We start from the raw sequence: 22875 nt of genomic DNA, 5'->3' as shown, positions 1-22875 counted from the left end.
CGGCAGGCGGATGAGGGGGCCACGTGCACCCAGCATCCGGCAAGGGACCACTTGCGCATTCCCCCTCCGCGTTGATGATAGCTGTCACATCCCTGTCACCCACCCCACCTAATCCGGCACCATGACCCAACCGCTCCCTTTGTTCCGCTTCGGCGTCGTCGCCGACCCGCAATATGCCGCCCGTGAGCCGCATGCCGGCATGGACCGCTATTACGAAAACAGCCCGGCCAAACTGAAAGCCGCGATCGAGGTTTTCAATGCGGAAGACCTGAGCTTCGTCATCACGCTGGGCGACATCATCGACCGCGATTTCGCAAGCTTCGACGCCATCCTGCCCGTCTATGACGCCCTGAAGCACGACAATCTGTTCCTGCTCGGCAATCACGACTTCGCCGTCGCACCCGAGCACCTGGAAGACGTCGCCGCCCGCCTCGGCATGCCGGCGCCCTATTACAGCCTCGCCAATCACGGCTGGCGCTTCATCATGCTCGATGGCAACGAAGTCAGCACCTTCGCTCCGCCGGAGGGCCACCCCTACCGCGAGATCGCCGCCGAAAAGCTCGCCGAACTCAGGGCCGCCGGCGCCATCAATGCCGAAGCCTGGAACGCCATGATCAGCGACCGCCAGTTCGACTGGCTGAAAGCCGAGATCGAAGACGCCGCCGAGCGTGGCGAGCGCGTCATCGTCATGAACCACTACCCGGTCTACCCGCCCAACCAGCACGACTGCTGGGACCGCGAGCGCATGATCGAGCTGCTGACCAAAAGCCAGAACGTCGTGGCCTATTTCAACGGCCACAACCACGTCGGCAACTACGGCGCGGTCGACGGCTGCCACTTCGTCAACTTCAAGGGCATGGTCGACACCGAGACCGAACACACCTTCGCCATCGTCGACGTTCACGCCGACCGCATCGAGATCCGCGGCTTCGGCCGCGAGGAGAGCAGGGTGCTGGCGCTGAGGGGCTAAGCAGCCGCAAGCTTGCGAAGACCGGCGATCGCCTGTGTCTCGTCTTCGCGGAAGAAGCGCGTCTGCAGGCCGCGATTGACCGCCCGTTGATACCGGCGTTCTGTTATCAACGCCATCTTCCTGTTGTCTTCGATCAGAGCAACAGCCTGGAGATTTTTCTCTTGCTGGCGCCGCTCGATCTCGGTGTGCAGTAGCTCGGCCTCGAGAAACTGTGTCGGACCGTTGACCAGGAAGAGGCCGATCGTGCGCAAGCCCGGATCGCGTGGTGTCAGCACGATATCAGCCGGAAATTCCGACAGCTCCTTCGTCAACGGCATGCGCTCCGAGATGTCGAACATGTCGGCCAGCGATTTCACGACAGCGGACGCCGCATCTTCCTTGAACGTCGAGCGAACGGTTTCTTTGGTCAAAGACTCCAGCGTGCGAATTCTGAGCAGCCCGGAGAGAAAACGGACGCTGGCGCTACCGATCCGCTCGGTCGGCACTTCCTGCGAGCGGATCTCGAATGTGTCGGCATCCCAATAGGCGCCGGATTCGGCCAAAAGGCTGTCCAGCAGCTGTCGTCTTTGCCCTGTTTCGATATCGATACCGGATGCAATCAGATGCGGGAGATAATCGCCATCGTCCTCAAGCACCACGCCGTTTTCCGTGTCGCGCGCATAGAAGGCGATGTGATCGCCGCTTCCGTCGAAAAAGGGAGAGCGGATCGCTAGGCCCGCCGCGATGGGGCGAACCGAGATCGCCTCGCCGAACGAACGATGTAACGATTCCTGAACTGTTGCCAGATCGCTCACAGCAAACTCCCTTTGGCGTAGTCCATTCTAAAGTATCGGCGTGCCGTTTCCCAAAACAGACTCGGTCGTGTCGGCGGCGGCCGAGTTCGCTCCGAGCCTACGGCTGGAATGCGTAACGGAACCTTAATGCTCGTCGGGCCGACTTCGACGCCGCCGCGTTCACAGTCGGCGTGCAGGTGGAGTCCAGGATGGCTGCCATGAAACTCGTACCGCGCGACAAGTGAACCTTCATCGTCACTCTTCCTGATGAGCCACGCGCGCCAGTTGTCTTTCATCTCGTTGATCTCGCACAGAAGAATATAATCATGCTGTGAGCAGTGTGCTTGCGCGCTGCGCCATTTCCAATCGGGTTTCGCCGGCCGCGTCTTTGGGTAAATACCCGAAAACCTTGGCGGCAAGGCATCATCGCGCCAATCAGTGTCGGTGGTAATGGTCTTCCTGCGCAATATAAGATGCCTGACGCGCATGTCGCCAACCTATTACTTTAGGAATATCATCTCATTCTATCCGAACAGCAAGCCGTTGCATAGCTAGTTCCCCCAACACCTAAGCCGCCGCCGTTTCCATCGGCGACGCTCTCATCTCGCTCACATCCCGCTTCGGCGGCGTGCCGAACATGCGGGTATATTCGCGGCTGAACTGCGAGGCGCTTTCATAGCCCACCTGGTAGGCGGCGCTTGCGACGTTGGCGCCGTCGGTCACCATCAGCCGGCGGGCTTCGAGCAGGCGCATGTGCTTCTGATATTGCAGCGGCGTCATCGAGGTCAGCGTCTTGAAATGCTGGTGGAAGGAGGAGGGGCTCATGCGCGCCACGGCCGCCAGCTCCTCGATCCTGACGGGTTCGGCGAAATTGTCGCGTAGCCGGTAGATCGCATCGCTCATCCGCCGCGCATGGCTGCCGGGAAGCGCCAGCTTGCAGATTTCGCGGCCGTTCGGCCCGGTCAGCAGCCAGTAGCAGATTTCCCGCATGATCGAGCGCGCCAGCACGGGGATGGCCTTCGGGGTCTCCATGAGGTTGAGCAGCCGGCGCACGCAATCCTGCAGCGCTTCGTCGAAATCCTGCACGAAGACGCAGGCGATGCCGTCGCCGGAGGGTTTGGGCGGGTTTTCGAGATCGTCCATCACCTCACGCATCAGGACAGGATCGAAATCGATGTTGAGGCCGAGATAGGGCAGCTCGGGGCTGGCGTCGACGATCTGGCCGGAGGCGGGGAGTTCGACGGTGACGATGAGCAGCTGGTTCTCGCCATAGTCGAGCACCCGGTCGCCGCTCAAGATCCGCTTGGCGCCCTGCAGAACCACGCAGATGGTCGGCCGGTAGATGCGGTGATGCGGTATCACCGGCTGGCTGACACGCGAGATCGCCAGCCCCGGCACGGGCACGGGCATCGCAAACGACCCATCGCCGCCACCGACCGCATCGATATAGCGCGATACCATGTCCTTCAGCGCTTCCGCCATGCTGCTCTCCATCAAAACCACTGGGAGTGATCTTAGATCACTGGCTTCAGGCCGCAAGCTGATTGGAGGAATAGGCAAGAAATTCGAGAGTTCCGGCATTCAGCAAAGAGGGTGTGCGGGCGTAGCATCAGGCCATCGAATGAGCCCCAAGGAGCCTGTCATGTCGAGTGAAAATCAAGCAAATTCAAAGACCAAGATCGCCATCGTCACCGGCGGCGGTCGCGGCCTTGGCCGCAACACGGTGGTCAGCCTCGCCAAGCGCGGCGTCGATGTCATCCTGACCTACAACACGAATAAGGCAGAAGCCGAAGGCGCCGTCGCCGAGATCGAGGCGGCTGGCGCGAAGGCCGTCGCCCTCCAGCTCGACACCGGTAACGCTGCGTCCTTCGACGCTTTCGTCGCAAACGTCCGCCAGGCGCTGGAAGCCTTCGGAGCCAAGGATTTCGACTATCTCGTCAACAATGCCGGCACCAGCTACCACGCCTCGATCGCCGAGACGACCGAAGAGGCCTTCGACGGCCTCGTCAATGTCCACCTGAAGGGCGTCTTCTTCCTGACCCAGAAGCTTCTGCCGCTGATGGCCGATGGCGGCCGCATCATCAACATCTCGAGCGGCCTTGCCCGCTTCAGCGTTCCCGGCAGCTCGGCCTATGCGGCCATGAAGGGCGCGATCGAGGTCTTCACCCGCTATTTGGCCAAGGAGCTTGGCGCCCGCGGCATCACCGCCAACACGGTCGCGCCCGGTGCCGTCATGACCGATTTCAGCGGCGGCATCGTCCGCGACAATCCCGTGGTCAACAAGATGGTCTCCGACATGACAGCCCTCGGCCGCCCCGGCGTCGCCGACGATATCGGCCCGATGATCGCCTCGCTGCTCTCTGATGACAATCGCTGGGTCAACGGCCAGCGCATCGAAGTCTCCGGCGGCGCCGCCCTCTGAGGATGAGAAACGGCCGTCACCGCGATCCCAGTCGCGGGGACGGTATCAGATGGCCGAAACGGCAGCCGGCGCCTGCGTCCACCCCGAGGTCCAGAGCGTCCGCAAGCCGTCGCCTTCACCCTTGAAGAAACCATCGGCCTCCACGCAGCGTTCGACCCGGTCGCTGCGGAAATTGCGGATCGCCTCGCGCAGCTCGCACCATGCAACGATGTTCGAGCTCTGCGAATAATAGATCAGCGCGATCGGCCTGATCGTGCGCTGGCTGCCCCGGCCGAGCTCGTCGCGATAATCGAGCGTCAATTTTCGCTCGTCGCGGATCGCGCCGCGCACCAGCGAGAGGTCCAGCCCCTCCGGCGAGGGTGCGATCGTGCCCAGGCATAGAGCGCCTTTCCCTCCATCGCTTCCCTCAGCGGCGCCGGCACGGCGCCCGCGATCTTCTGGTTCACTCTCTTGGCGGCCTGCTTCAGCGCCGCGTCGCCGGTCCGTTCCACCAGCGCCAGCGACAGCACGATCGCCTCCATCTCCTCGATCGAAAACATCAGCGGCGGCAGGTCGAAGCCGGGCCTCAGAATATAGCCGATGCCGCGCCCGCCCTCGATCGGCACGCGCATCGCCTGCAGCGCCGCGATGTCGCGATAGATCGAGCGAACCGTCACTTCCAGCGCCTCGGCCATGACGGCGGCCGTCACCGGCCGCTTCGCCAGCCGCAGCAGCTGGATGATCTCGAAAAGCCGGGACGCCTTGCGCATATCCTCTCCTCCGCCAAACGCTCCTGACACTACACTGTCAGTTGGGTCGTCGTACAGATCACCCTATCGAATTGAAATTCAACACTATCCGCAAGCTCTGCAGCGCGGATCGACGATGGGCAACTGACATGACCTACAGCGAAAACCTCTGGCTCTATTTCACCCTTCTTTTCGGCATCATCATCGTCCCGGGCATGGACATGCTCTTCGTGCTCGCCAATTCGCTGACGTCGGGCCGGCGCGCGGGAATGGCGGCGACGGCGGGTATCATGGCGGGCGGGGCGGTGCATTCGCTCTATGGCGCGATCGGCGTCGGCCTTCTGGCGACGCTGCTCCCGGCGCTGTTCAACCCGCTGCTCTTCATCGGCGCCGCCTACATGGCCTGGATCGGCTACACGCTGATCGCAAGCTCGATCACGGTCTCATCAGTCGAAGGCGGCACGAGCGGTTCGGGCTGGCGCGCCTTTCGCCAGGGCGCCATCACCTGCCTCATCAATCCCAAGGCCTATCTCTTCATGCTGGCGGTCTATCCGCAGTTCCTGAAGCCCGTCTACGGGCCGATCTGGCTGCAGGGCATCGTCATGGGGCTGATGACCATGGCGACACAAGCGGCGATCTACGGCACCGTCGCCTTCACCGCCTCGCGCAGCCGCACGCTGCTGATCTGCAACCCCGGCGCCACCATCCTCGTCGGCCGCATCGCCGGCGGCCTTTTGGTGGCGATCGCGATCCTTACCGCCTGGCACGGCTGGCGGGCGCCGGCGTGAAAAGCGAGAAAGCCGCAAATTCCTGAATTTATTGCACTCTCACCCACTTGTTACTTTTTAGCTGAGATTAATTTGCCATCATGCCCGGGTAAAACGAAGCGCCGGGCTTCGAAAATCTCGGTATCGAAGAGGAGTGGAAGTATGAAGATCAAAGCAATCGTCGCGGCCGTTCTGGTCGCCGGCATGGGGGTTACGTCGGTTCTTGCGGCCGGAGAGGGCACGCATGAGGCCCGCGAAGCCATGATGAAGAAGATCGGCGGCGCCACCGGTGCGCTTGCGGGTATCGCCAAGGGCGAAAAGCCCTACGACGCAGAAGCGGTGAAGACGGCGCTGTCGACCATCTCGGAAACCGCCAAGGCCTTCCCCGATCAGTTCAAGGCTGGCACGGAAAACGCATCCGCCGATTCCGAGGCGAGCCCGAAGATCTGGGAAAACATGGACGACTTCAAGGCGCGCGCGGCCAAGCTCGGCTCCGATGCCGACACGCTGCTCGCCCAGCTTCCGGCAGACGCCGCAGGCGTCGGCGCCGGCCTGAAGACGCTTGGCGCGAACTGCGGCGGCTGTCATCAGAACTACCGCATCAAGAAGGAATAGTTCTCTCCCTTCTGTTCGTCTGGGGTGATCCTCCCTCGGGCGATCCGCATCTACGATCCGTCCGGCCTTGCCCGCCGGGCGGATCGCTTTATGTCCAATGAGCGTCAAGGACGATGGGAGAGCAGTGCATGTTTCGCAGGTTTATCAGGTTTGTCCTCTGTCTCGTCGGCGTCGCCGTGGTCGGTGGCGCCGTCTTCTACCTGGTAACCGCGCCCAATCCGCTGCCTGAGAGCCATTGGGCAAACCTCGGCGCGCCCGATGTCAAGAACGGCGAAATGGTCTTCTGGGCCGGCGGCTGCGTCAGCTGTCACGCTGCCCCGGGGGCTGAAGGCGATGCCAAGCTGACGCTGTCTGGCGGGCTGGCGCTGAAGAGCCCCTTCGGCACCTTCCACGTCCCCAACATCTCGCCCGACGAGCAGGCCGGCATCGGCAATTGGACGCTCGCTCAATTCGGCAATGCCATGAAGCGCGGCGTCGCGCCCAATGGCGCGCATCTCTACCCGTCCTTCCCCTATGCCTCCTATACGCGCATGAGCGACAAGGACGTCAACGACCTATACGCCTACATGAAGACTCTGCCGAAGAGCAGCAACGTCGCGCCGCCGCATGAGCTGCCATTCCCGTTCAATATCCGGCTGGCGCTCGGCGGCTGGAAGTTCCTCTATTTCAACGACAGCCCGCGCGTCGTGCTTGCCAATGCCGACGACAAGGTCAAACGCGGCCAATATCTGGTCGAGGGCCTCGGCCATTGCGGCGAGTGTCACACCCCGCGCGATGCGCTGGGCGGCTTGAAGCCCGATCTGTGGCTCGCAGGCGCGCCCAATCCTGAGGGTGAGGGCACGATCCCCAACATCACGCCAGGCTCGAAAGCCATCGGCGAATGGAGCGAGGCCGACATCGCCAATTACCTCGAAACCGGCTTCACGCCCGATTTCGATTCGGCCGGCGGATCGATGACCGAGGTGCAGCAGAACGTCGCTCACCTACCCAAGGCTGATCTGGAGGCGATTGCCGCCTACCTGAAGGCGGTGCCTGCTCATTGAGGGTAGAAATACCCCAAAATTGCCGCATTGCAGCATTTATTAGCAATTTCGACTGAATGCCCCGCAGTGGCACATGCCGCTGCCGAATGACGATCCTCAAACGTCTTGCGAAAGGCCAGCTGAAATGCACAGCTCATCAGTATCTCCCGCCAGTGGCGCGGCCTCGAACGCCTCCGCCAATGATCTCGAAGCGGTCGCGCGCAAGGGCGGCAAGCTCAAGCGCATGGCGGTCCGCATCCCCACCTACATGGCCGATATTCGCGAGAACCCGGCCTGGCTGCCGATGTTCCTGCTTGCCCGCACCATTCCCGGCCGCCGCGCCCACTGGCTGACGGCCAAGAAGAGCAACGGCGCGATCGACAACCTGCCGACCATCTTCCACGGCGTGAACGCCGAAACCGCAGTCGATGCGCTGAACCGCGACGGCATCTTCCCCGATTTGCAGCTGCCGGCTGATATCACGCAGGAGATATCCGCCTTCGGCCACGCCACGCCCTGCTTCGGCAATTTCGACCGCAGAATAGAATTCAGCGCATCGGACCACCGCGCCACCGAAGACAGGCTCGGCCGACCGATCCTCTCCGGCCACCATTTCGAGCGGGCGCTGGATTGCCCGGCGGTTCTGACCGTGCAGCGCGATCCGCTGTTGTCGGAGATCGCCCGCCGCTATCTCGGCGCCCAGGCGCAACTGATCACCACCCGCACATGGTGGAGCTTCCCGACCAAGGCCAGCGAAGCCGACCGCAGCCTTGCCTCGCTCGACAAGTATCACTTCGATCTCGACGACTGGCGGATGCTGAAGTTCTTCTTCTATCTGGTGGATGTGGATCAAGGCACCGGCCCGCACGTCTTCGTCCGTGGCAGCCACAACAAGCGCCGCATGAAGCACCAGCTGACACTGCTGGTCGGTCACCCCGCCAACGAGATCATCGATTATTACGGCAAGGACAGCCCGATCACGCTCACAGGCAAGGCCGGCTCCGGCTTCGTCGAAGACCCCTTCGGCTTCCACATGGGAACCGTCGCCACCGAAAAGCCGCGCCTGATGATGGAGATCGGCTTCGGCGTCTCCAAACCCTCCCGCCGCCGCTTCCACGGGGAACCGGTGCTGCGCTAGCGAGCGCAGCCGCCGATGCGATCAGGGGGCGCCATAAAGGGGCGGGTGGCGCCTAAGCCAGCGCCTGCAGATAGCGCATGCCGGTCACCGGGCGCGGGATGAAGTCCATGTGTTCGTAGAAGCGGTGCGCCTGGATATTGCCCGTCGCGGCGCTCACCGAGAGGTAGCCGCAGCCGGCGTTGCGGGCGGTGTCGCGGGCGCGGTTGACGAGATGCTGGCCGACGCCGTGGCCGCGATGGCCGTCGCGCACGAAGAGATGGTGCAGATCCATGCCGCGCGCGCCTTCCTGTGCGCGGTAGAGCGGCACGAGAATGGCGTAGCCGATCAGGCCTTCGTCGGTTTCCGCAACGAGCGCGGTAATCCAGGGCAGGGGGCCGAACAGGTCGCGCTCCAGCTGCTCCGGCGTCGAGCCGGCGGCGTCGCCGTGGTGCTTGGCGAGAAGCGCGATCATGTCGTTGAGTTCGGGCAGGTCGCGCGGCTTGGCGGCGCGGATATTGATCACCGGCGGGCGGATCAATGAGATTTCGCTGTCTTCGATGTCGGTCATGTCTTTGCGTCCCAGTCTGGCGTTTCGTGATGTTCTGCCGTCAGGACGCTTGAGATACAACAAAGCCGCCTGACGGCGGCTTGTTGACAATAAGATCTGTCCAGCCGCCCTTTACAGGTACAGCCAAAAATACGAGCAGGAGATGTGCGCGTTCTTGATCATGGCGCAATACATCTTCCCAATTCTTCGTCTTGTCAAGCCGTGCGCGGGCTTTCCTTCCGTCTTCATTTGAGATAGGATACCCCCCTATCCTATACCGAGAAGATCATGTCCCACACCCAGCACAACAAGAAAAAGCTCATCGCCCGCATCAACAGGCTGAAGGGCCAGATGGATGCGGTGGAGCGCGCGCTCGGGGCGGAAAAGCCCTGCGGCGAAATCCTGCAGCTGCTCTCCTCCATCCGCGGCGCGCTGAACGGGCTGACCGGCGAGGTGCTGGACGATCACCTGCACGAGCATGTCCTGCATGCTTCGGACGAAAAGGCGCGCAGCGAGGCCGTCGAGGAAATTTCCGAGGTTCTGAGAACCTACATCCGCTGATGCGCCTGAGGGCGCGAGACCACTGACGAGACTACCGACAAGGAGCGTGCGATGAGCGCACAGACAAACAACCTGCAGCACGAGCACGTTTTCCTCGGCGAGGACCATGACCGCAACACCCGCCGCATCTGGCTCGTCATCGCGCTGACCGCCTCGATGATGGTGGCCGAGATCGCCGCCGGCACGTGGTATGGCTCGATGGCGCTGGTCGCCGATGGCTGGCACATGTCGACCCATGCGAGCGCCATGCTGATCTCGGCGCTGGCCTATCTCTACGCCCGCCGCCAGGCCCACAATCCGCGCTTCACTTTCGGCACCGGCAAGCTCGGCGATCTCGCCGGTTTCGCCAGCGCCATCATCCTGGCGCTGATCGCGCTGCTGATGGCCTATGAAAGCGTGCTGCGCATCGCCAACCCGGTTCCGATCAGCTTCTCGCAGGCCATTGGCGTCGCCGTCCTCGGCCTCGCCGTCAATGTACTGAGCGCCTGGCTGCTGAAGGACGATCATCATCACCATGGCCACGCGCATGGCCACAGCCACGGGAGCCACGCGCCCCACGGTGATCACGGCTCCCATGCCCACCACGGTGATCACGCCCATCACGGAGATCATGCGCACCATGGCTCCCACGCCCATCACGGCGACCACGCCAGCCACGCCCCGCGCGCCACCGACAACAACATGCGCGCCGCCTATATCCACGTCATCGCCGACGCGCTGACTTCGGTGCTCGCCATCGCGGCACTTCTGCTCGGCAGCCTCTATGGCTGGCTCTGGCTCGATCCGCTGATGGGCATCGTCGGCGGCATCATCATCGCGCAATGGGCCTGGGGCCTGATGAAGGCGTCGGGCGCCGTCCTGCTCGACACCCTTCCTGCGGCGGGCGATCTGCCCAAGGCGATCCGCAAGGTCGTCGAGACCGATGGTGACGAGATCACCGATCTGCACGTCTGGCAGGTCGGCCCTGGCCACCATGCGGCCATCGTCGCCGTCGCCACATCGGCCCCCCGCGCGCCGTCCTTCTACAAGGAGAAGCTCGCGACGCTCGGCCAATTGTCGCATGTGACGGTCGAGGTCACGCAGATGGCGGCGAGAAGGGCTGCCTGACTGAGCTCATGCCAGCGAAGGGCTTGATGCCGGGAATGCGAATCTGAAAGATCAACGCATTCCGATGGCGAAGGCGCGGGCGACGCAAGCGGGCCACAATCCCGCTTTAACCCGGTTCTCATCCATTCTTAATTAATGCCTTCATCGATTCTGGCAGAGGTCTTTTCATGCATCCCTTTTCGATCCGCCGCCGCACGCTGCTCGGCTCCGCATTGCTCGCCCCGGCGCTGTTCCTGCCGGAGATCGTTCGCGCCGAAGACAGCGACGACGAGATCGACCGCCGCATCGGCGCGCTGGAAAAGCAAATCGGCGGACGCATCGGCGTATCTGCTATCGATACCGAGACCAACATCTCCTTCGGCTATCGCGAGACCGAGACCTTCCCGATGTTCTCGACCTTCAAGGTGCTGGCCGCCGCCATGGTGCTGTCGCGCGTTGACAAGGGCGAGGAAAATCTCGAGCGCCGCGTGGTCTACGAGAAGGAGCAGCTCATCGCCTACTCGCCCGAGACCGAGAAGCACGTCGGCGGCGAGGGCATGAGCGTCGGTGATCTCTGCAAGGCGGCGATCACGCTGAGCGACAACACCGCCGGCAATCTCATCCTCGAAAGCCTCGGCGGCCCCAAGGAACTGACCAACTGGCTGCGTACGCTCGGCGACGGCTCCACCCGCCTCGACCGCATCGAGCCCGATCTCAACGATATCGCCAAGGACGATCCGCGCGACACCACGACGCCCGATGCCATGCTCGACACGCTCGGTAACATCGCGCTCGGCTCGGTCCTGTCCGAACCCTCGCAGAAGACGCTGATCGAGTGGATGGTCGGTAACACCACGGGCAACGAACGCCTGCGCACCGGCCTGCCGGAAACCTGGAAGATCGGCGACAAGACCGGCACCGGCAAGAACGGCTCCGCCGCCGACATCGCCATCTGCTGGCCCCCCGGCCACGGCCCCATCCTGATCGCCGTCTACGTCACCAACGCCACGGTTGCGACCGCCGAGATCAATCCTGTTTTCGGCGAGGTGGGGCGGATCGTGGCGGAGATGGTGTGAGGGAGCGGGCGGAAATCGAGATTAAAGATCAATAAGATGCGACAGAAAAGTGAATCTTGCTCGCATCTGCTTGAATCAATCTCTCAACCTCAAGCACCACCGCTGACCCTCACGGAAGCGCCCCCATCCTCTCCCTCATTCTCGCCCTTGTGGCGGGAATCCAGCCGACGCGCGTCCGCGCGGCGAGGAGACTCTTCTTCGGCCGAATGCTGGGAGCAGGTCATTCACGGCGCAGACGCGCCGTGGCTGGATTCCTGTCACAAGGACAGGAATGAGGGTGGCGTTTGTAGCGCTGGGAGAGTCCTATCGCGGCGGCAGCAAGCATTGGCCGCGATCATCGCGTCCCATCAGCTTTCACGGCAACACTCCTCACACCGCGCCAATATCCGCCGCAGCACTCTCGCCCTTGTCGTCATTCCCCGTCAGCTGCCGCTTCACCTCGTCGGCGATCTGCTTTTCGATCGCCGCGCGGTCGTCCATCGACATGCCCTTCAGGCTGTCTTCGGTCATCCCGAGGCTGTCGAGCACCTGCTTGCGGATGCGTTCGGCGAGCGTCATGTTGGCGAGGTCGCTGAATTCGCTGACGATGGCGTCGTGGCGGGCTTTGGCCTCGTCTTCCACACCTGACATCGTCTGGCTTTCGTCGGTCGCCTGCAGCGCCCACATGGTGCTGGAGATGGAGGGCGGCGTCGTGCTGGGCGCAAGCGATGCGCCGCTCTGGCGAACGCTGTCTTCGATCGTCATCGGCTGCTGCTTGTTGCGCTGGCCGGATTGCTGGAAAAGATTGCTCAAGCCATAGGTGCTCGAGATGCTGTCGCCGATCTTCATGAGAATTCCCCCTGAGACAATGCACGGAAGAATTGCGTCGATAAGCCTGCGCCAGCCTTTCGTTGTCATAATGCACGTGTGCCATCGGAGGCCCAAACGCAAAATGGCCGCCCGGAGGCGGCCATTTCGGTGGTCGTTGAAACTGCTTACGGCAGCGTGTAGGCGATGACGTAGTCGCCCGGCTTGGTGCCGATCGACCCGTGTCCGCCGGCCACCATCACGACATACTGCTTGTTGTCCGAGGTCGTGTAGGTCATCGGCGTCGACTGGCCGCCGGCCGGCAGGCGGGCCTGCCACAGCTGCTTGCCGTTGGTCACGTCATAGGCGCGCAGGTAATCGTCGACCGCGGCACCGAGGAAGGCAACGCCGCCCTTGGTGATGATCGGGCCGCCGATACCGGGAACGCCGAGCTTGAAGGGCATCGGCAGCGGGCTCATGTCGCGAACCGTGCCGTTCACCAGCTTGTAGGCGGTCTTGCCCGTGGTGAGATCGGCGCCGGCGACATAGCCCCATGGCGGTGCCTGGCAGGGGATGCCGAGCGGACCGAGGAACGGACCCATGACCACACCATAAGGCGCGCCGTCATTGCGGTTCAGGCCCTGTTCGCTGCCCTTTTCGCCTGCACCCTTCGGCGGGATGTCGGCGGCGGGCACCAGGCGCGAGGTGAAGGCCAGATAAGTCGGCATGCCGAACATGATCTGCCGTTCCGGATCGACCGCGACCGAGCCCCAGTTGAAGGTGCCGAAATTGCCAGGATAGACGATCGTGCCTTCGAGCGACGGCGGCGTGTAGCGGCCTTCATACTTGTAACGGTGGAACTCGATGCGGCACGCGAGCTGGTCGAACAGCGACACGCCCCACATGTTCTTCTCCTGCAGCGGTGGCGGCGAGAAGGTCAGGTCGGAGATCGGCTGCGTCGGGGAAGCATGGTCCTCGGGGATCGTGCCCTGCGGCGCGGGGATTTCCTTGAACGGAATGATCGCCTCGCCGGTGCGGCGGTCGAGCACGTAGAGGTCGCCCTGCTTGGTGGGCGCCACGAGTGCCGGAACGACCGTACCGTCCGCCTTCTTCATGTCGAAGAGCACGGGCTGGGCCGGAACGTCCATGTCCCACAGGTCGTGATGCACGAACTGCTGGACCCAGCGCAGCTGACCGGTCTTCATGTCCAGAGCAACGACCGACGACGAGAACTTCTCGACATTGGCGCTTCTGTTCATGCCGAGCTGGTCGGGCACCTGGTTGCCCAGCGGCACGTAGATCAGGCCGAGACCTTCATCGGCCGACAGAACCGACCAGCTGTTCGGCGAGTTCGTCGTGTAGGTCTGGCCCTCGGGCAGCGGCGTCGTGACGTCGGGGTTGCCCGAATCCCAGTTCCAGACCAGCGCGCCGGTGTGGATGTCGAAGACGCGGATGACGCCGGACTGCTCCTGGGTGGAGTAGTTGTCGTTGACGGCGCCGCCGATGATCAGCTTGCCGTCGATCGCCACCGGCGGCGAGGTCGAGTAGTAGTAGCCGGCGGGGTTGTACTTCATGCCCTTTTCGAGGTGCAGCGTGCCTTGGTCGGCGAAATCGGTGCAGACCTTGCCGTCGAGCGCGTCGAGCGCGATCAGGCGGGCATCGGCGGTCGGCAGGTAGACGCGGTCGACGCAGGGGGCGCCGGCAGCCGCTGCCGTGTCGTGGTAGTAGGTGACGCCACGGCACGTCTGGTGCTGTCGGTCCGGGTTCATGCCGGAATTGGCGTCGAACTTCCACTTTTCCTTGCCGGTCTTGGCATCAAGCGCGATGGCAAGGTTGTGTGGCGTGCAGATGTAGAGCGTATCGCCAACCTTGAGCGGCGTGACCTGGTAGGTCGTCTCGCCGACATCATCCGGCCGCTTCACGTCGCCGGTCTGGTAGCGCCAGACCTCTTTCAGGTCCTTGACGTTGCTGACGTTGACCTGCTCAAGCGGCGAATAGCGCTGGCCGAAGGGCGTGCGGCCATACTGGTGCCACTCGCCGTCGGTCACCGTGCCGCCGAATGTCGTGGTGCCGGTCATGGCCGTCGGCAGGCTGCCGTTCTGGTCATGCGGGTCCGTCGTCATCGAATAACCGGCGATCACGATCGCGATCAGAACCGGAATGGCGAGCGGCCAAGGGCTGGCCGGGTAGGGCGCGCCGGTCGTGCCGGAAAAGCCGAGCGGACGGCGGATCCAGGGCGTAAGCAGCCACAGGCCGAGCAGGATGATCAGGCCGCCGCGCGGTCCGAGCTGCCACCAGTCGAAGCCGACTTCGTTGATCGCCCAGACGAGCGAAACGACGACGAGCACGGCATAGACCCAAAGGGCCGACGCCTTGCGCTTCAAGAGCAGCGCAGCGGTCAGCAGGAACATGATGCCTGCGAAGAGATAGAAGAAGTTACCACCGAGCAGCACGAGCCAGAGCCCGCCTCCGCCGAGTGCCAATCCTATCAGAATGAAGAGGATGGATGTTAAGACGATCGCCATCAGGCCGGTCTCCAACTGAAATGCATAAAGCTCCCGAGGGGGATCGGGAGTGGTCAGGAATGCACGCAAACGGCGAACAAGACATTTTGCCGCAAGCGTCATCAGCGGAAATAGAGCGGCCCGATCTGCCTTTCAACCGCCACAATATGGGGGGCTCAGAAGTGACTAAAATATGCGACAGAATCCGGATTTACGGGTGGGCGTTGAATCTGGGTTTCGGCTGCTGTCACGAAAAAGCCATGAAACCCAGGCGTTTGGCCGCGTCGAAACGTCACGACAGACGCTAGCGTTCAGGTAGAGGAAATCGGCCGGTCACGTCCCGCAGAATGTCTGCAGCACGCGCTCCTCGGGCTTGGGCGGCTGCATGTAGGCGGTAAACTCCGCGTGATCCTCATAGGGCTTGGCGAGAACGTCGAGCAGCGCTTCGAACAGCGAGAAATCCGCATCCTCGACGGCGGCTACGATCGCCTGCTCGATGCGGTGATTGCGCGGGATGAAGGCGGGGTTGACTGCAAGCATCGCCACGCCGCGTTCGTTCGGTGTTGTCGTCTCGCGCGCAAGACGTTCACGCCAGCGCACCAGCCATTCCTTCGCCGCCGCGCTGTCGCTGAACGTCCCGAGAAACGCGTCTTCCGCGCTGTCGTCGGCGGCCAGATGCGACAGCCGGCGGAACGTCAGCGTGAAATCCGCCTGGCCCGCCTGCATCACCGAAAGCAGCGACTGGATCAGCGCGAGATCGTCGTCCTCGACATCAGCAAGACCGATCTTCTCGCGCATTCCCCGCATCCAGTGCAGCTGGAAGCGCTCGCCATAATCCTTGATGACGACATTGGCGATCTCCACCGCCTTGTCCTGATCGGCGTCGATCAGCGGCAGCAGCGTTTCGCCGAGCCGCGCCAGGTTCCATTGCCCGATGCCGGGTTGGCTGGCATAAGCGTAGCGGCCGTTCTGGTCGATCGAGGAAAAAACCGTGCCGGGATCATAGGCATCCATGAAGGCGCAGGGGCCGAAGTCGATCGTCTCCCCCGAGACGGTCATGTTGTCGGTGTTCATCACGCCGTGGATGAAGCCGACATGCAGCCACTTGGCGATCAGCGCCGCCTGCCGTTCGGCAATAGCCTCGAACAGCGCGATATAGGGATTGGCTCCGTCCTTCAGCTCGGGGTAGTGCCGGTCGATGACGTAATCGGCGAGCGCCCGAACGCCCTCGGTATCGCCGCGCGCTGCGAAGAACTGGAAGGTGCCGACCCGGATATGGCTCGCCGCCACGCGGGTGAAGACGGCACCCGGCAGGATTTGCTCGCGATAGACGGGCTGCCCCGTCGAAACCGCCGCCAGCGCTCGCGTTGCCGGCACGCCGAGCGCATGCATGGCCTCGCTGACGATATATTCACGCAGCACTGGCCCGAGCGCCGCGCGCCCGTCACCCCGCCGCGAAAACGGTGTGGCGCCCGCGCCCTTCAGCTGGATATCGCGGCGCCGGCCTTTGACGTCGATCACCTCGCCAAGCAGGATCGCCCGCCCGTCACCCAACTGCGGCACGAAGCTGCCGAACTGATGCCCGGCATAGGCCATGGCCAACGGATCGGCGCCCTCAGGCACGAGATTTCCCGAAAAGATCGCGGCCCCATCGCGCTTCAGAACCTCTATGTCGAGCCCCAGCTCTTCCGCCAGCGGCTCGTTGAGCTTGATCAGCCACGGCTCGGCGGCCGCGGACGGCGTCTGCCGGGCGAAGAAGTTCTGCGGCAACCGCGCATAGCTGTTGTCGAAGGGGAAGGAGCGCGACGTCTGTGCGGGTGCAATGGTCATAGGCTTTAGGTAGGGCTCAGGCCCTGCCGGCGCAAGCGCTCAAGCGCCGTGTGTTGGCCGGAAATTCACCGGTTGCGCCCGCCGCCGCCGCCGCCACCTCCGCCATGGCCACCGCCTCCTCCGCCACCTCCACCATTGCCACCGCCGCCCTTGCCACCTCCACCACCGCCGCCCTTGCCACGGCCATTGCGGGAAGACGCCTGCGTGCCTTTGCCAGTGTCGTCAGGGAATTCGACCTCCGCCGTTGACTTGACGACCGTGTTTGCCCGGTATGGAACGATGCTGACCGCGCCCAATTCACCCTCGGTCTTCTGGCAAGTGTAGCGGGTGCTGCCGCCATTGCGGATCAGGACGTCGTTGCCGCCCTTGCTTTTGACGAAAGCCATGTCGTGGCCGACGAGCCGCGCGCTTTTCTTGCCGAGCCTCTCGCTCTTCATCTGGTAGAAGGTGCCGTTGACGCTGAGGACCGATTTTTCCCAGTAGACATCGACCGAGGGACTGCCGCCGCATTTCTGATAGGCCTCGGCACTCCCCGACACGAGAACGGTCGCGGCCGCCACGATGAGATGTAGACGCATGTGCCCCTCTCTCCCATTTTCGCCGACGGCCAAGGCGCCGCGGAGCTCCTCGGGTGAAAGCTTGAGCCTGTTGGCTGAGAAAGCAATTCGGAAATAGGACGTAGCGCCTGCGCCGATTGCTGCGGCCTGGCCGCAGTGGTAGGATTAAATCGCACCTCCAGACGCCAACGCGGGAGCCACACATGGAAAAGCTCAGCATCACGCTGCCAACGGAAATGGTCGATGTGATCAATGCCGAGATCGATGCCGGTGCCTTCGCCTCCACCAGCGAAGTCATCCGCGCCGCCATGCGCGCCTGGATGCGCCAGGAGGAAGAGCACAAGGAACGCATCGCGGCCATAAGGGCCCGCGTGCAGGAATCGCTCGATGATCCCCGACCGAGCCTGAGCAGCCAGGAGATGGCTGCCTGGATAAAGACGCTTGCGAACAAGCATCATCAGGAATGAACGCGTAGAGCGGCGCAACACCCTCATTCTCTACCGTGTCGAGGCCGAAACCATCGTCATCACCAATATCTTCTCCGGCGGTCGCGACTACGAAACGCTGATGCGCGATCATCGCTGATACACCCATACGCTGAGCTCACATCAGCCTTGCCATTTCAGCATAACCCCGCCACATTTGCGGGCGTATATAAAAACTTCATTCACCCTTGGCGCTTTGCCATTTCATGCCCGCGGCGATTGCCTTCGCGCTTGAGCCGCGTATTCGCGAGCGATCCCTGACGATGTCGGATCAGATCTACCAGGCGGCTGTCGTTGGACGCCCGCCGCTCAATTTCCGCTTGATTGCGATGATCGTTGCCAGCGCCATGTTCATGGAGCAGCTGGACGCCACGGTTCTGGCCACCGCACTTCCCACCATGGCGCGCGATTTCGGCGTCACCGCACCGTCGATGAGCATCGCGCTGACGTCCTATCTGCTCAGCCTCGCCATCTTCATTCCGGCAAGCGGCCTGATTGCCGATCGCTTCGGCTCGCGCACGGTCTTCCGCTGGGCCATCGCAGTCTTCGTTCTCGGCTCCATCTGCTGCGCGCTCTCGCCCAATCTCTGGTGTCTGGTGTTTGCCCGCCTGCTGCAGGGTCTCGGCGGCGCCATGATGATGCCGGTCGGCCGTCTCGTGCTTTTGCGCAGCGTCGCCCGCAAGGATATGGTCAACGCCATGTCGTGGCTGCTGGTGCCGGCGCTGATCGGCCCTATCCTCGGCCCACCCGTTGGCGGCATGATCGTCACCTACCTCGACTGGCGCTGGATCTTCTACATCAACGTCCCGATCGGCATCCTCGGCTTCGTCCTGGTCTCGATCTTCATCGAGAATTTCAAGGGCGAGACCAAGAAGCGCTTCGACACTGTCGGTTTCATCCTCTCGGGCATTGCGCTCGGCTCGCTGCTTTTCGGCTTCGAAAGCTCCAGCCGTCCGGGCGAGGGGATGTTCGCGCTGTTCCTGATCGCGATCGGCCTGCTTTTCGGCATCGCCTATCTCAAGCATGCGCGAAAGCATCCCGCGCCGATCATGGATTTCTCGCTGATGAAGGTGCCGAGCTTCGGCACCTCTGTCATCGCCGGTTCGCTCACCCGCATCACCCAGGGCGCGCAACCCTTCCTGCTGCCGCTCTATTTCCAGCTCGGCTTCGGTCTCTCTGCCGCCAAGGCCGGCCAGCTGGTGACGGCAGCTGCCATCGGCTCCATGGCGATGAAGGCCTTCGCGCCGAGGATCCTGCGCCGCTTCGGCTTCCGCAACGCGCTGGTGTTCAACGGCTTCACAGCCACCTTCGGCTACGCGCTCTGCGCCTTCTTCCGCCCCGATTGGCCGCTCGGCCTGATCTTCGCGGTGCTCGTCATGTGCGGCTTCTTCATGTCGTTCCAGTTCACCGCCTACAACACGGTGGCCTATGACGCGATCGAGCGCGACCGCATGAGCGCTGCCACCAGCTTTTACGTGACCTTCCAGCAGCTTATGCTGTCGCTCGGGATCTGCGTCGGCGCCTTCGTGCTGCATATCTCGATGTCGGCAACCGGCAGCGGCGACACGCCGCAACTGCACGACTTCTCGGCCGCCTTCCTGTTCGTGACCGCGGTCTCGCTCACCGCCACCTTCTGGAACCTGCGCTTCTCCAGTACCGCCGGCGCCGATATCAGCGGCCACGGCGGCAGCAAGGCCGCAGCCCACGCCGAGCACTGAACTCAAGCAGCTGCCGGCACGCAAGCCTCGCAGATCGCCGCCACATGGCGGTGATCGGTGCCGCAACAGCCACCGACGATCCTGATCTCGGGCATGCCGCGCAGCAGCACACGATACCGCTCCCCGAGATCTGAGGGATCGCCGGCATCGAGCGTCTCGCTCTCGTCGAGCTCCGCATGGCTCATGCGCGAAGCATTGGCGCGCAGGCCACCGATGCGCCGCGTCCAGCCGCTGTTCGCGGCTAGCGCGCCGGCAAAATGCGTCGGGTGCGCGCAGTTGATCATGTAGTAGGCGGGCGAGCCGCCGGTCGCGGCATCCGTGGTCTCGATCGCATCCTGCAGGCTCCGCCCCGTCACCAGCCGCCCGTCGGTCTCCACCGTGAACGAGATCGCGCAGGGCATATGGTTCGCCGCCGCCGCACGCGCCACCCCGATCGCCTCGTCGATATTGGTCAGCGTATAGGCGGCCACCATGTCGGCTTCGCTTGTCGCAAAGCTTCTGATCTGCGCCCCATGATAATCCTCGGCCTCGGCGGCATTCATGTTGCCCGCCTTGTAGCCATCGCCACGCGGCCCGATCGCCCCTGAGATCACGATCGGCCGCCCCGGTTCCTCGTATTTGTCGCGAAGCGGCAGCAACAGGTCGATCGCCGCTAGGTTCACCCGGTGCAGCCCCTCGGCGTCGTAGCCGAGCTTCGCGCCCCAATCGGCATTGGCGCGCCATGTCGGCGTGTCCAGAATGAAGCCGGTGCGGTGCTTGCGGGCAATGTCGAGGTAGCGGCGATAATAGACCAGCAATCGGTCCCGCCCTTCCTCGTCGTCAACCATCACGAAGGAGGCGAAATGCGGCAGCTCCATCCCGTCGTGAAAGATGAAGGTCGTCTCCATGCCCCCGTCACTCGCATAAAACCCGCCGTCTATCTGCGGCAGATGCGCTCTGTACTTCGCCATATCGGTTCCTCCCGGCAAGTAGGAAACAGATGCGATGCCATTTTTAATTAGGAAAGACTAAAATAATGCGTTGCCGCCGTAAAGCTGGCCTCAGCCATCTTCCATTGCAGCCGCCATTTCGGCGAGCTTGCGAACGGTATTGATGTTGCGCGATGTGCCGGCATTAAGCGCCGGCAGCTTCAGCTTCGATTTCCCGGAACCGATGGGATAGTGCACATAGATCTCGCGCCCATCGACGACAGCCTCCTCTCCGTCAGGCGCCACCATCCTGTCGAGCGCATCCTTCGGCGCATTCTCGGGCAGGAAACTGACGATGAGAAAACTCGGCTTGGCATCGGGGAAGGGCGCCTTGCCGACGATCGCCTCCATCTCCTTGCGGCTGCGCACCATCACGCCGGGCTTCTTGCCCAGTCGCTCGCCGAGTGCGTCATCCAATGTATGTGCGACGTCGGCCTCGTTGGCTTTTGCGCGAAACAGCACGTTGCCGCTCTGGATGTATGTCTTGACGTCGGTAAAGCCGAGCTTCTCGCAGATCGCCTTCAGCTCGGCCATGGGTAGCTTGCCGGTGCCGCCGACATTGATGGCGCGGAGCAGGGCGATGTAGACGGGCATTGGGGGGCTCCTTCCGTTGGCGGGGGAGCAAGAATTACCCCCCTCTGTCCTGCCGGACATCTCCCCCACAAGGGGAGAGATCGGCCAGCGGTTAGGTTCACGCCAAACAATGAGAGTGGAGTGAGCGGCTGCCCCCCAGCCAATCTCCCCACCTGTGGGGGAGATGCCCGGCAGGGCAGAGGGGGGTACCCCACGGCACCCCGCCAGCATTCTCACATCTTCCCCGCCACCTTCACCGCAAACGCATACTCGAACGCAACCTCTTCCAGCCGCTGAAACCGCCCGGACGCCCCGCCGTGGCCGGCGTCCATGTTGGTCTTCAGCAACACCGGCGCGCCGCTGGTCGACTTGTCGCGCAGCTTCGCCACCCATTTGGTCGGCTCCCAATAGGTCACGCGCGGGTCCGTCAGGCCGCTCAGCGCCAGGATCGGCGGGTAGGGTTTGGCTTCCACATTGTCGTAAGGCGAATAGGCGGCGATCTGGTCGTATTCCTCGCGGCTGTCGATCGGGTTGCCCCATTCCGGCCATTCCGGCGGGGTGAGCGGCAGCGTGTCGTCGAGCATGGTGTTCAACACGTCGACGAAGGGAACGGCTGCGATGACGCCGGCGAATTTTTCCGGCGCCATGTTCGAGATCGCCCCCATCAGCATGCCGCCGGCCGAGCCGCCCTCGGCGATGATGTTTGCGTAGGAGGTGAACTTCTCCTGATTCAGATAGTCGGCCGCCGCGATGAAGTCCTTGAAGGTGTTGGTCTTCTTCTCCATCTTGCCATCTTCGTACCACGCGAAACCCTTGTCCTTGCCGCCGCGGATATGGGCGATGGCATAGACGAAGCCGCGGTCGACGAGCGACAGGCAGTTGGTGTTGAAGCTCGCCGGAATGGTCACGCCATAGGCGCCGTAGCCGTAGAGCAGGCAAGGGGCGGAGCCGTCGAGCGGCGTGTCCTTGCGGTAAAGCAGCGTCACCGGCACCTCGACGCCGTCCCAGGCGGGCGCGAAGACGCGGCGCGTGACATAGTCGTCGATATTGTGGCCCGACGGCACTTCCTGCGTCTTTAACAGCGAGCGCTCGCGCGTCACCATGTTGTAGTCGTAAAGCTGCGATGGCGTCGTCATCGACGAGTAGGAGAAGCGGATCACGTCGCTGTCGTATTCGGCAGCACCCTGCAGGCCGAGCGAATAGGCTTCTTCCGCAAAGCCGATCGCGTGCTCCTCGCCGGTCGCCCGATCGCGGATCATGATCTGCGGCAGACCGTCCTTGCGCTCCAGCCAGAGCAGGTGGCGGGCATAGGCCATGTGGCTGATGATCAGCGTGCCCGGCTTGTGCGGCACCACCTCGCGCCAGTTCTCCTTGCCAGGATTGTTGACAGGCGCTTCCATGATCTTGAAATCCTTGGCGTCGCCGTCGTTGGTGAGGATGTAGAACACGTCGCCGCCCTCGGTCAGCGTGTACTCGATACCCTCCTCGCGCTCCGCCACCATCTTCGGCTTGGCGGAGAGGTCGCTGGTCGGGATCAAGAGATATTCCGAGGTTTCGTGGTCGTGAATGTCGATGAAGATGAAGTCGTCCAGCAGCGAACCGCCGACGCCCATGAAGAAGCCCGCATCCTCTTCCTCATAGACCAGACGGTCTTCCGATTGCGGCGTGCCGATGATGTGGTGGAACACCTTCGAGGGGCGGTGGTTCTCGTCGAGCGCCGAGTAGAAGAAGCTCTTGCCGTCGGGCGCCCAAGCGCCGCCGCCGCCGGTG

At 63.0% G+C, this 22875-nt stretch carries 22 protein-coding genes and 1 pseudogene; 12 read left to right on the top strand and 11 right to left on the bottom strand.

All coding sequences use genetic code 11. The features are described 5' to 3' along the window. The first annotated feature begins 121 nt into the window (after positions 1 to 121). Complete coding sequence (locus tag B3605_RS02805; protein ID WP_112945761.1) at positions 122 to 970, top strand: metallophosphoesterase; 849 nt, start codon at positions 122 to 124, stop codon at positions 968 to 970. Here the strand turns inward: B3605_RS02805 and B3605_RS02800 are convergent. Together B3605_RS02800 and B3605_RS02795 are read right to left on the bottom strand one after the other, a co-directional pair. Next, the gene (locus B3605_RS02800; protein ID WP_112945762.1) at positions 967 to 1764 is read right to left on the bottom strand and encodes a DUF1828 domain-containing protein; all 798 of its coding nucleotides are present in this window, start codon (positions 1762 to 1764) and stop codon (positions 967 to 969) included. The genes B3605_RS02805 and B3605_RS02800 overlap by 4 nt on opposite strands. Before the next feature lie 546 nt (positions 1765 to 2310). Further along, the gene (locus B3605_RS02795; RefSeq protein WP_112945763.1) at positions 2311 to 3225 is read right to left on the bottom strand and encodes an AraC family transcriptional regulator; all 915 of its coding nucleotides are present in this window, start codon (positions 3223 to 3225) and stop codon (positions 2311 to 2313) included. 160 nt (positions 3226 to 3385) lie between these two features. Between B3605_RS02795 and B3605_RS02790 the strand changes: the two genes are divergently transcribed. Beyond that, complete coding sequence (locus tag B3605_RS02790; protein ID WP_112974570.1) at positions 3386 to 4165, top strand: SDR family NAD(P)-dependent oxidoreductase; 780 nt, start codon at positions 3386 to 3388, stop codon at positions 4163 to 4165. A 45-nt stretch (positions 4166 to 4210) separates the two neighbouring features. Here B3605_RS02790 and B3605_RS02785 read toward each other — a convergent pair. Further along, positions 4211 to 4914: pseudogene (locus tag B3605_RS02785) on the bottom strand (helix-turn-helix transcriptional regulator). A 128-nt stretch (positions 4915 to 5042) separates the two neighbouring features. Here B3605_RS02785 and B3605_RS02780 point away from each other — a divergent pair. The 4 genes from B3605_RS02780 (at position 5043) to B3605_RS02765 (ending at position 8435) form a co-directional block, all read left to right on the top strand. After that, positions 5043 to 5681: a LysE family translocator gene (locus B3605_RS02780; protein ID WP_112945766.1), complete on the top strand. Its 639-nt coding sequence runs from the start codon at positions 5043 to 5045 to the stop codon at positions 5679 to 5681. A gap of 141 nt (positions 5682 to 5822) precedes the next feature. Next, the gene (locus B3605_RS02775; protein ID WP_112945767.1) at positions 5823 to 6275 is read left to right on the top strand and encodes a c-type cytochrome; all 453 of its coding nucleotides are present in this window, start codon (positions 5823 to 5825) and stop codon (positions 6273 to 6275) included. A gap of 128 nt (positions 6276 to 6403) precedes the next feature. Continuing rightward, positions 6404 to 7318, top strand: a complete 915-nt coding sequence (locus tag B3605_RS02770; RefSeq protein WP_112945768.1) for a cytochrome c — start codon at positions 6404 to 6406, stop codon at positions 7316 to 7318. Between the two features lie 124 nt (positions 7319 to 7442). After that, complete coding sequence (locus B3605_RS02765) at positions 7443 to 8435, top strand: phytanoyl-CoA dioxygenase family protein (protein WP_112945769.1); 993 nt, start codon at positions 7443 to 7445, stop codon at positions 8433 to 8435. Between the two features lie 52 nt (positions 8436 to 8487). Here the strand turns inward: B3605_RS02765 and B3605_RS02760 are convergent, their stop codons facing one another. Beyond that, on the bottom strand, positions 8488 to 8982 hold the full coding sequence (locus B3605_RS02760; RefSeq protein ID WP_018902505.1) for a GNAT family N-acetyltransferase: 495 nt from the start codon (positions 8980 to 8982) through the stop codon (positions 8488 to 8490). A 267-nt stretch (positions 8983 to 9249) separates the two neighbouring features. Between B3605_RS02760 and dmeR the strand changes: the two genes are divergently transcribed. The 3 genes from dmeR (at position 9250) to bla (ending at position 11684) form a co-directional block, all read left to right on the top strand. Next, on the top strand, positions 9250 to 9522 hold the full coding sequence (dmeR, locus tag B3605_RS02755) for a Ni(II)/Co(II)-sensing transcriptional repressor DmeR (protein WP_112945770.1): 273 nt from the start codon (positions 9250 to 9252) through the stop codon (positions 9520 to 9522). A gap of 51 nt (positions 9523 to 9573) precedes the next feature. Beyond that, entirely contained in the window at positions 9574 to 10629 is a 1056-nt protein-coding gene (dmeF, locus tag B3605_RS02750; protein WP_112945771.1) for a CDF family Co(II)/Ni(II) efflux transporter DmeF, read from the top strand. Between the two features lie 167 nt (positions 10630 to 10796). After that, positions 10797 to 11684, top strand: coding sequence for a class A beta-lactamase (gene bla, locus B3605_RS02745; protein WP_112945772.1), 888 nt, complete (start codon positions 10797 to 10799; stop codon positions 11682 to 11684). 369 nt (positions 11685 to 12053) lie between these two features. On the opposite strand, the gene B3605_RS02740 is transcribed toward bla, so the two are convergent. From B3605_RS02740 to B3605_RS02725, 4 genes are all read right to left on the bottom strand, one after another. After that, positions 12054 to 12512, bottom strand: coding sequence for a hypothetical protein (locus tag B3605_RS02740; RefSeq protein ID WP_112945773.1), 459 nt, complete (start codon positions 12510 to 12512; stop codon positions 12054 to 12056). Between the two features lie 146 nt (positions 12513 to 12658). Beyond that, a complete protein-coding gene (locus B3605_RS02735) occupies positions 12659 to 14995 on the bottom strand; it encodes a glucose/quinate/shikimate family membrane-bound PQQ-dependent dehydrogenase (protein ID WP_296432126.1) in 2337 nt (778 codons plus the stop codon). 312 nt (positions 14996 to 15307) lie between these two features. After that, positions 15308 to 16804: a protein adenylyltransferase SelO gene (locus tag B3605_RS02730; protein ID WP_112945775.1), complete on the bottom strand. Its 1497-nt coding sequence runs from the start codon at positions 16802 to 16804 to the stop codon at positions 15308 to 15310. A 65-nt stretch (positions 16805 to 16869) separates the two neighbouring features. Beyond that, on the bottom strand, positions 16870 to 17382 hold the full coding sequence (locus tag B3605_RS02725; protein ID WP_112950935.1) for a hypothetical protein: 513 nt from the start codon (positions 17380 to 17382) through the stop codon (positions 16870 to 16872). Between the two features lie 182 nt (positions 17383 to 17564). Between B3605_RS02725 and B3605_RS02720 the strand changes: the two genes are divergently transcribed. The 3 genes from B3605_RS02720 to B3605_RS02710 all read left to right on the top strand — a co-directional run bounded on the left by B3605_RS02720 (position 17565) and on the right by B3605_RS02710 (position 19564). Next, entirely contained in the window at positions 17565 to 17828 is a 264-nt protein-coding gene (locus B3605_RS02720; RefSeq protein WP_111564459.1) for a ribbon-helix-helix domain-containing protein, read from the top strand. Beyond that, positions 17803 to 17946, top strand: coding sequence for a hypothetical protein (locus B3605_RS02715; protein ID WP_183796322.1), 144 nt, complete (start codon positions 17803 to 17805; stop codon positions 17944 to 17946). Before B3605_RS02720 ends, B3605_RS02715 begins: the two co-directional genes overlap by 26 nt. A 163-nt stretch (positions 17947 to 18109) precedes the next feature. Beyond that, positions 18110 to 19564, top strand: coding sequence for a DHA2 family efflux MFS transporter permease subunit (locus B3605_RS02710; protein ID WP_112946112.1), 1455 nt, complete (start codon positions 18110 to 18112; stop codon positions 19562 to 19564). A 2-nt stretch (positions 19565 to 19566) separates the two neighbouring features. On the opposite strand, the gene B3605_RS02705 is transcribed toward B3605_RS02710, so the two are convergent. The 3 genes from B3605_RS02705 to B3605_RS02695 all read right to left on the bottom strand — a co-directional run. Continuing rightward, positions 19567 to 20514, bottom strand: a complete 948-nt coding sequence (locus B3605_RS02705; RefSeq protein WP_112946111.1) for a homocysteine S-methyltransferase family protein — start codon at positions 20512 to 20514, stop codon at positions 19567 to 19569. Between the two features lie 90 nt (positions 20515 to 20604). Beyond that, positions 20605 to 21126: a DUF1697 domain-containing protein gene (locus tag B3605_RS02700; protein ID WP_112946110.1), complete on the bottom strand. Its 522-nt coding sequence runs from the start codon at positions 21124 to 21126 to the stop codon at positions 20605 to 20607. A 212-nt stretch (positions 21127 to 21338) separates the two neighbouring features. Then, positions 21339 to 22875: S9 family peptidase (locus B3605_RS02695; RefSeq protein WP_296432114.1), on the bottom strand; the 1537-nt coding region annotated here is incomplete at its 5' end.

The organism is Rhizobium sp. UBA1881, assembly GCF_002338015.1.
In the GTDB taxonomy this organism is placed as follows: domain Bacteria; phylum Pseudomonadota; class Alphaproteobacteria; order Rhizobiales; family Rhizobiaceae; genus Rhizobium.
The sequence above is the reverse complement of the archived record's forward strand: the minus strand, read 5'-3'. Positions and strand labels throughout refer to the sequence as shown.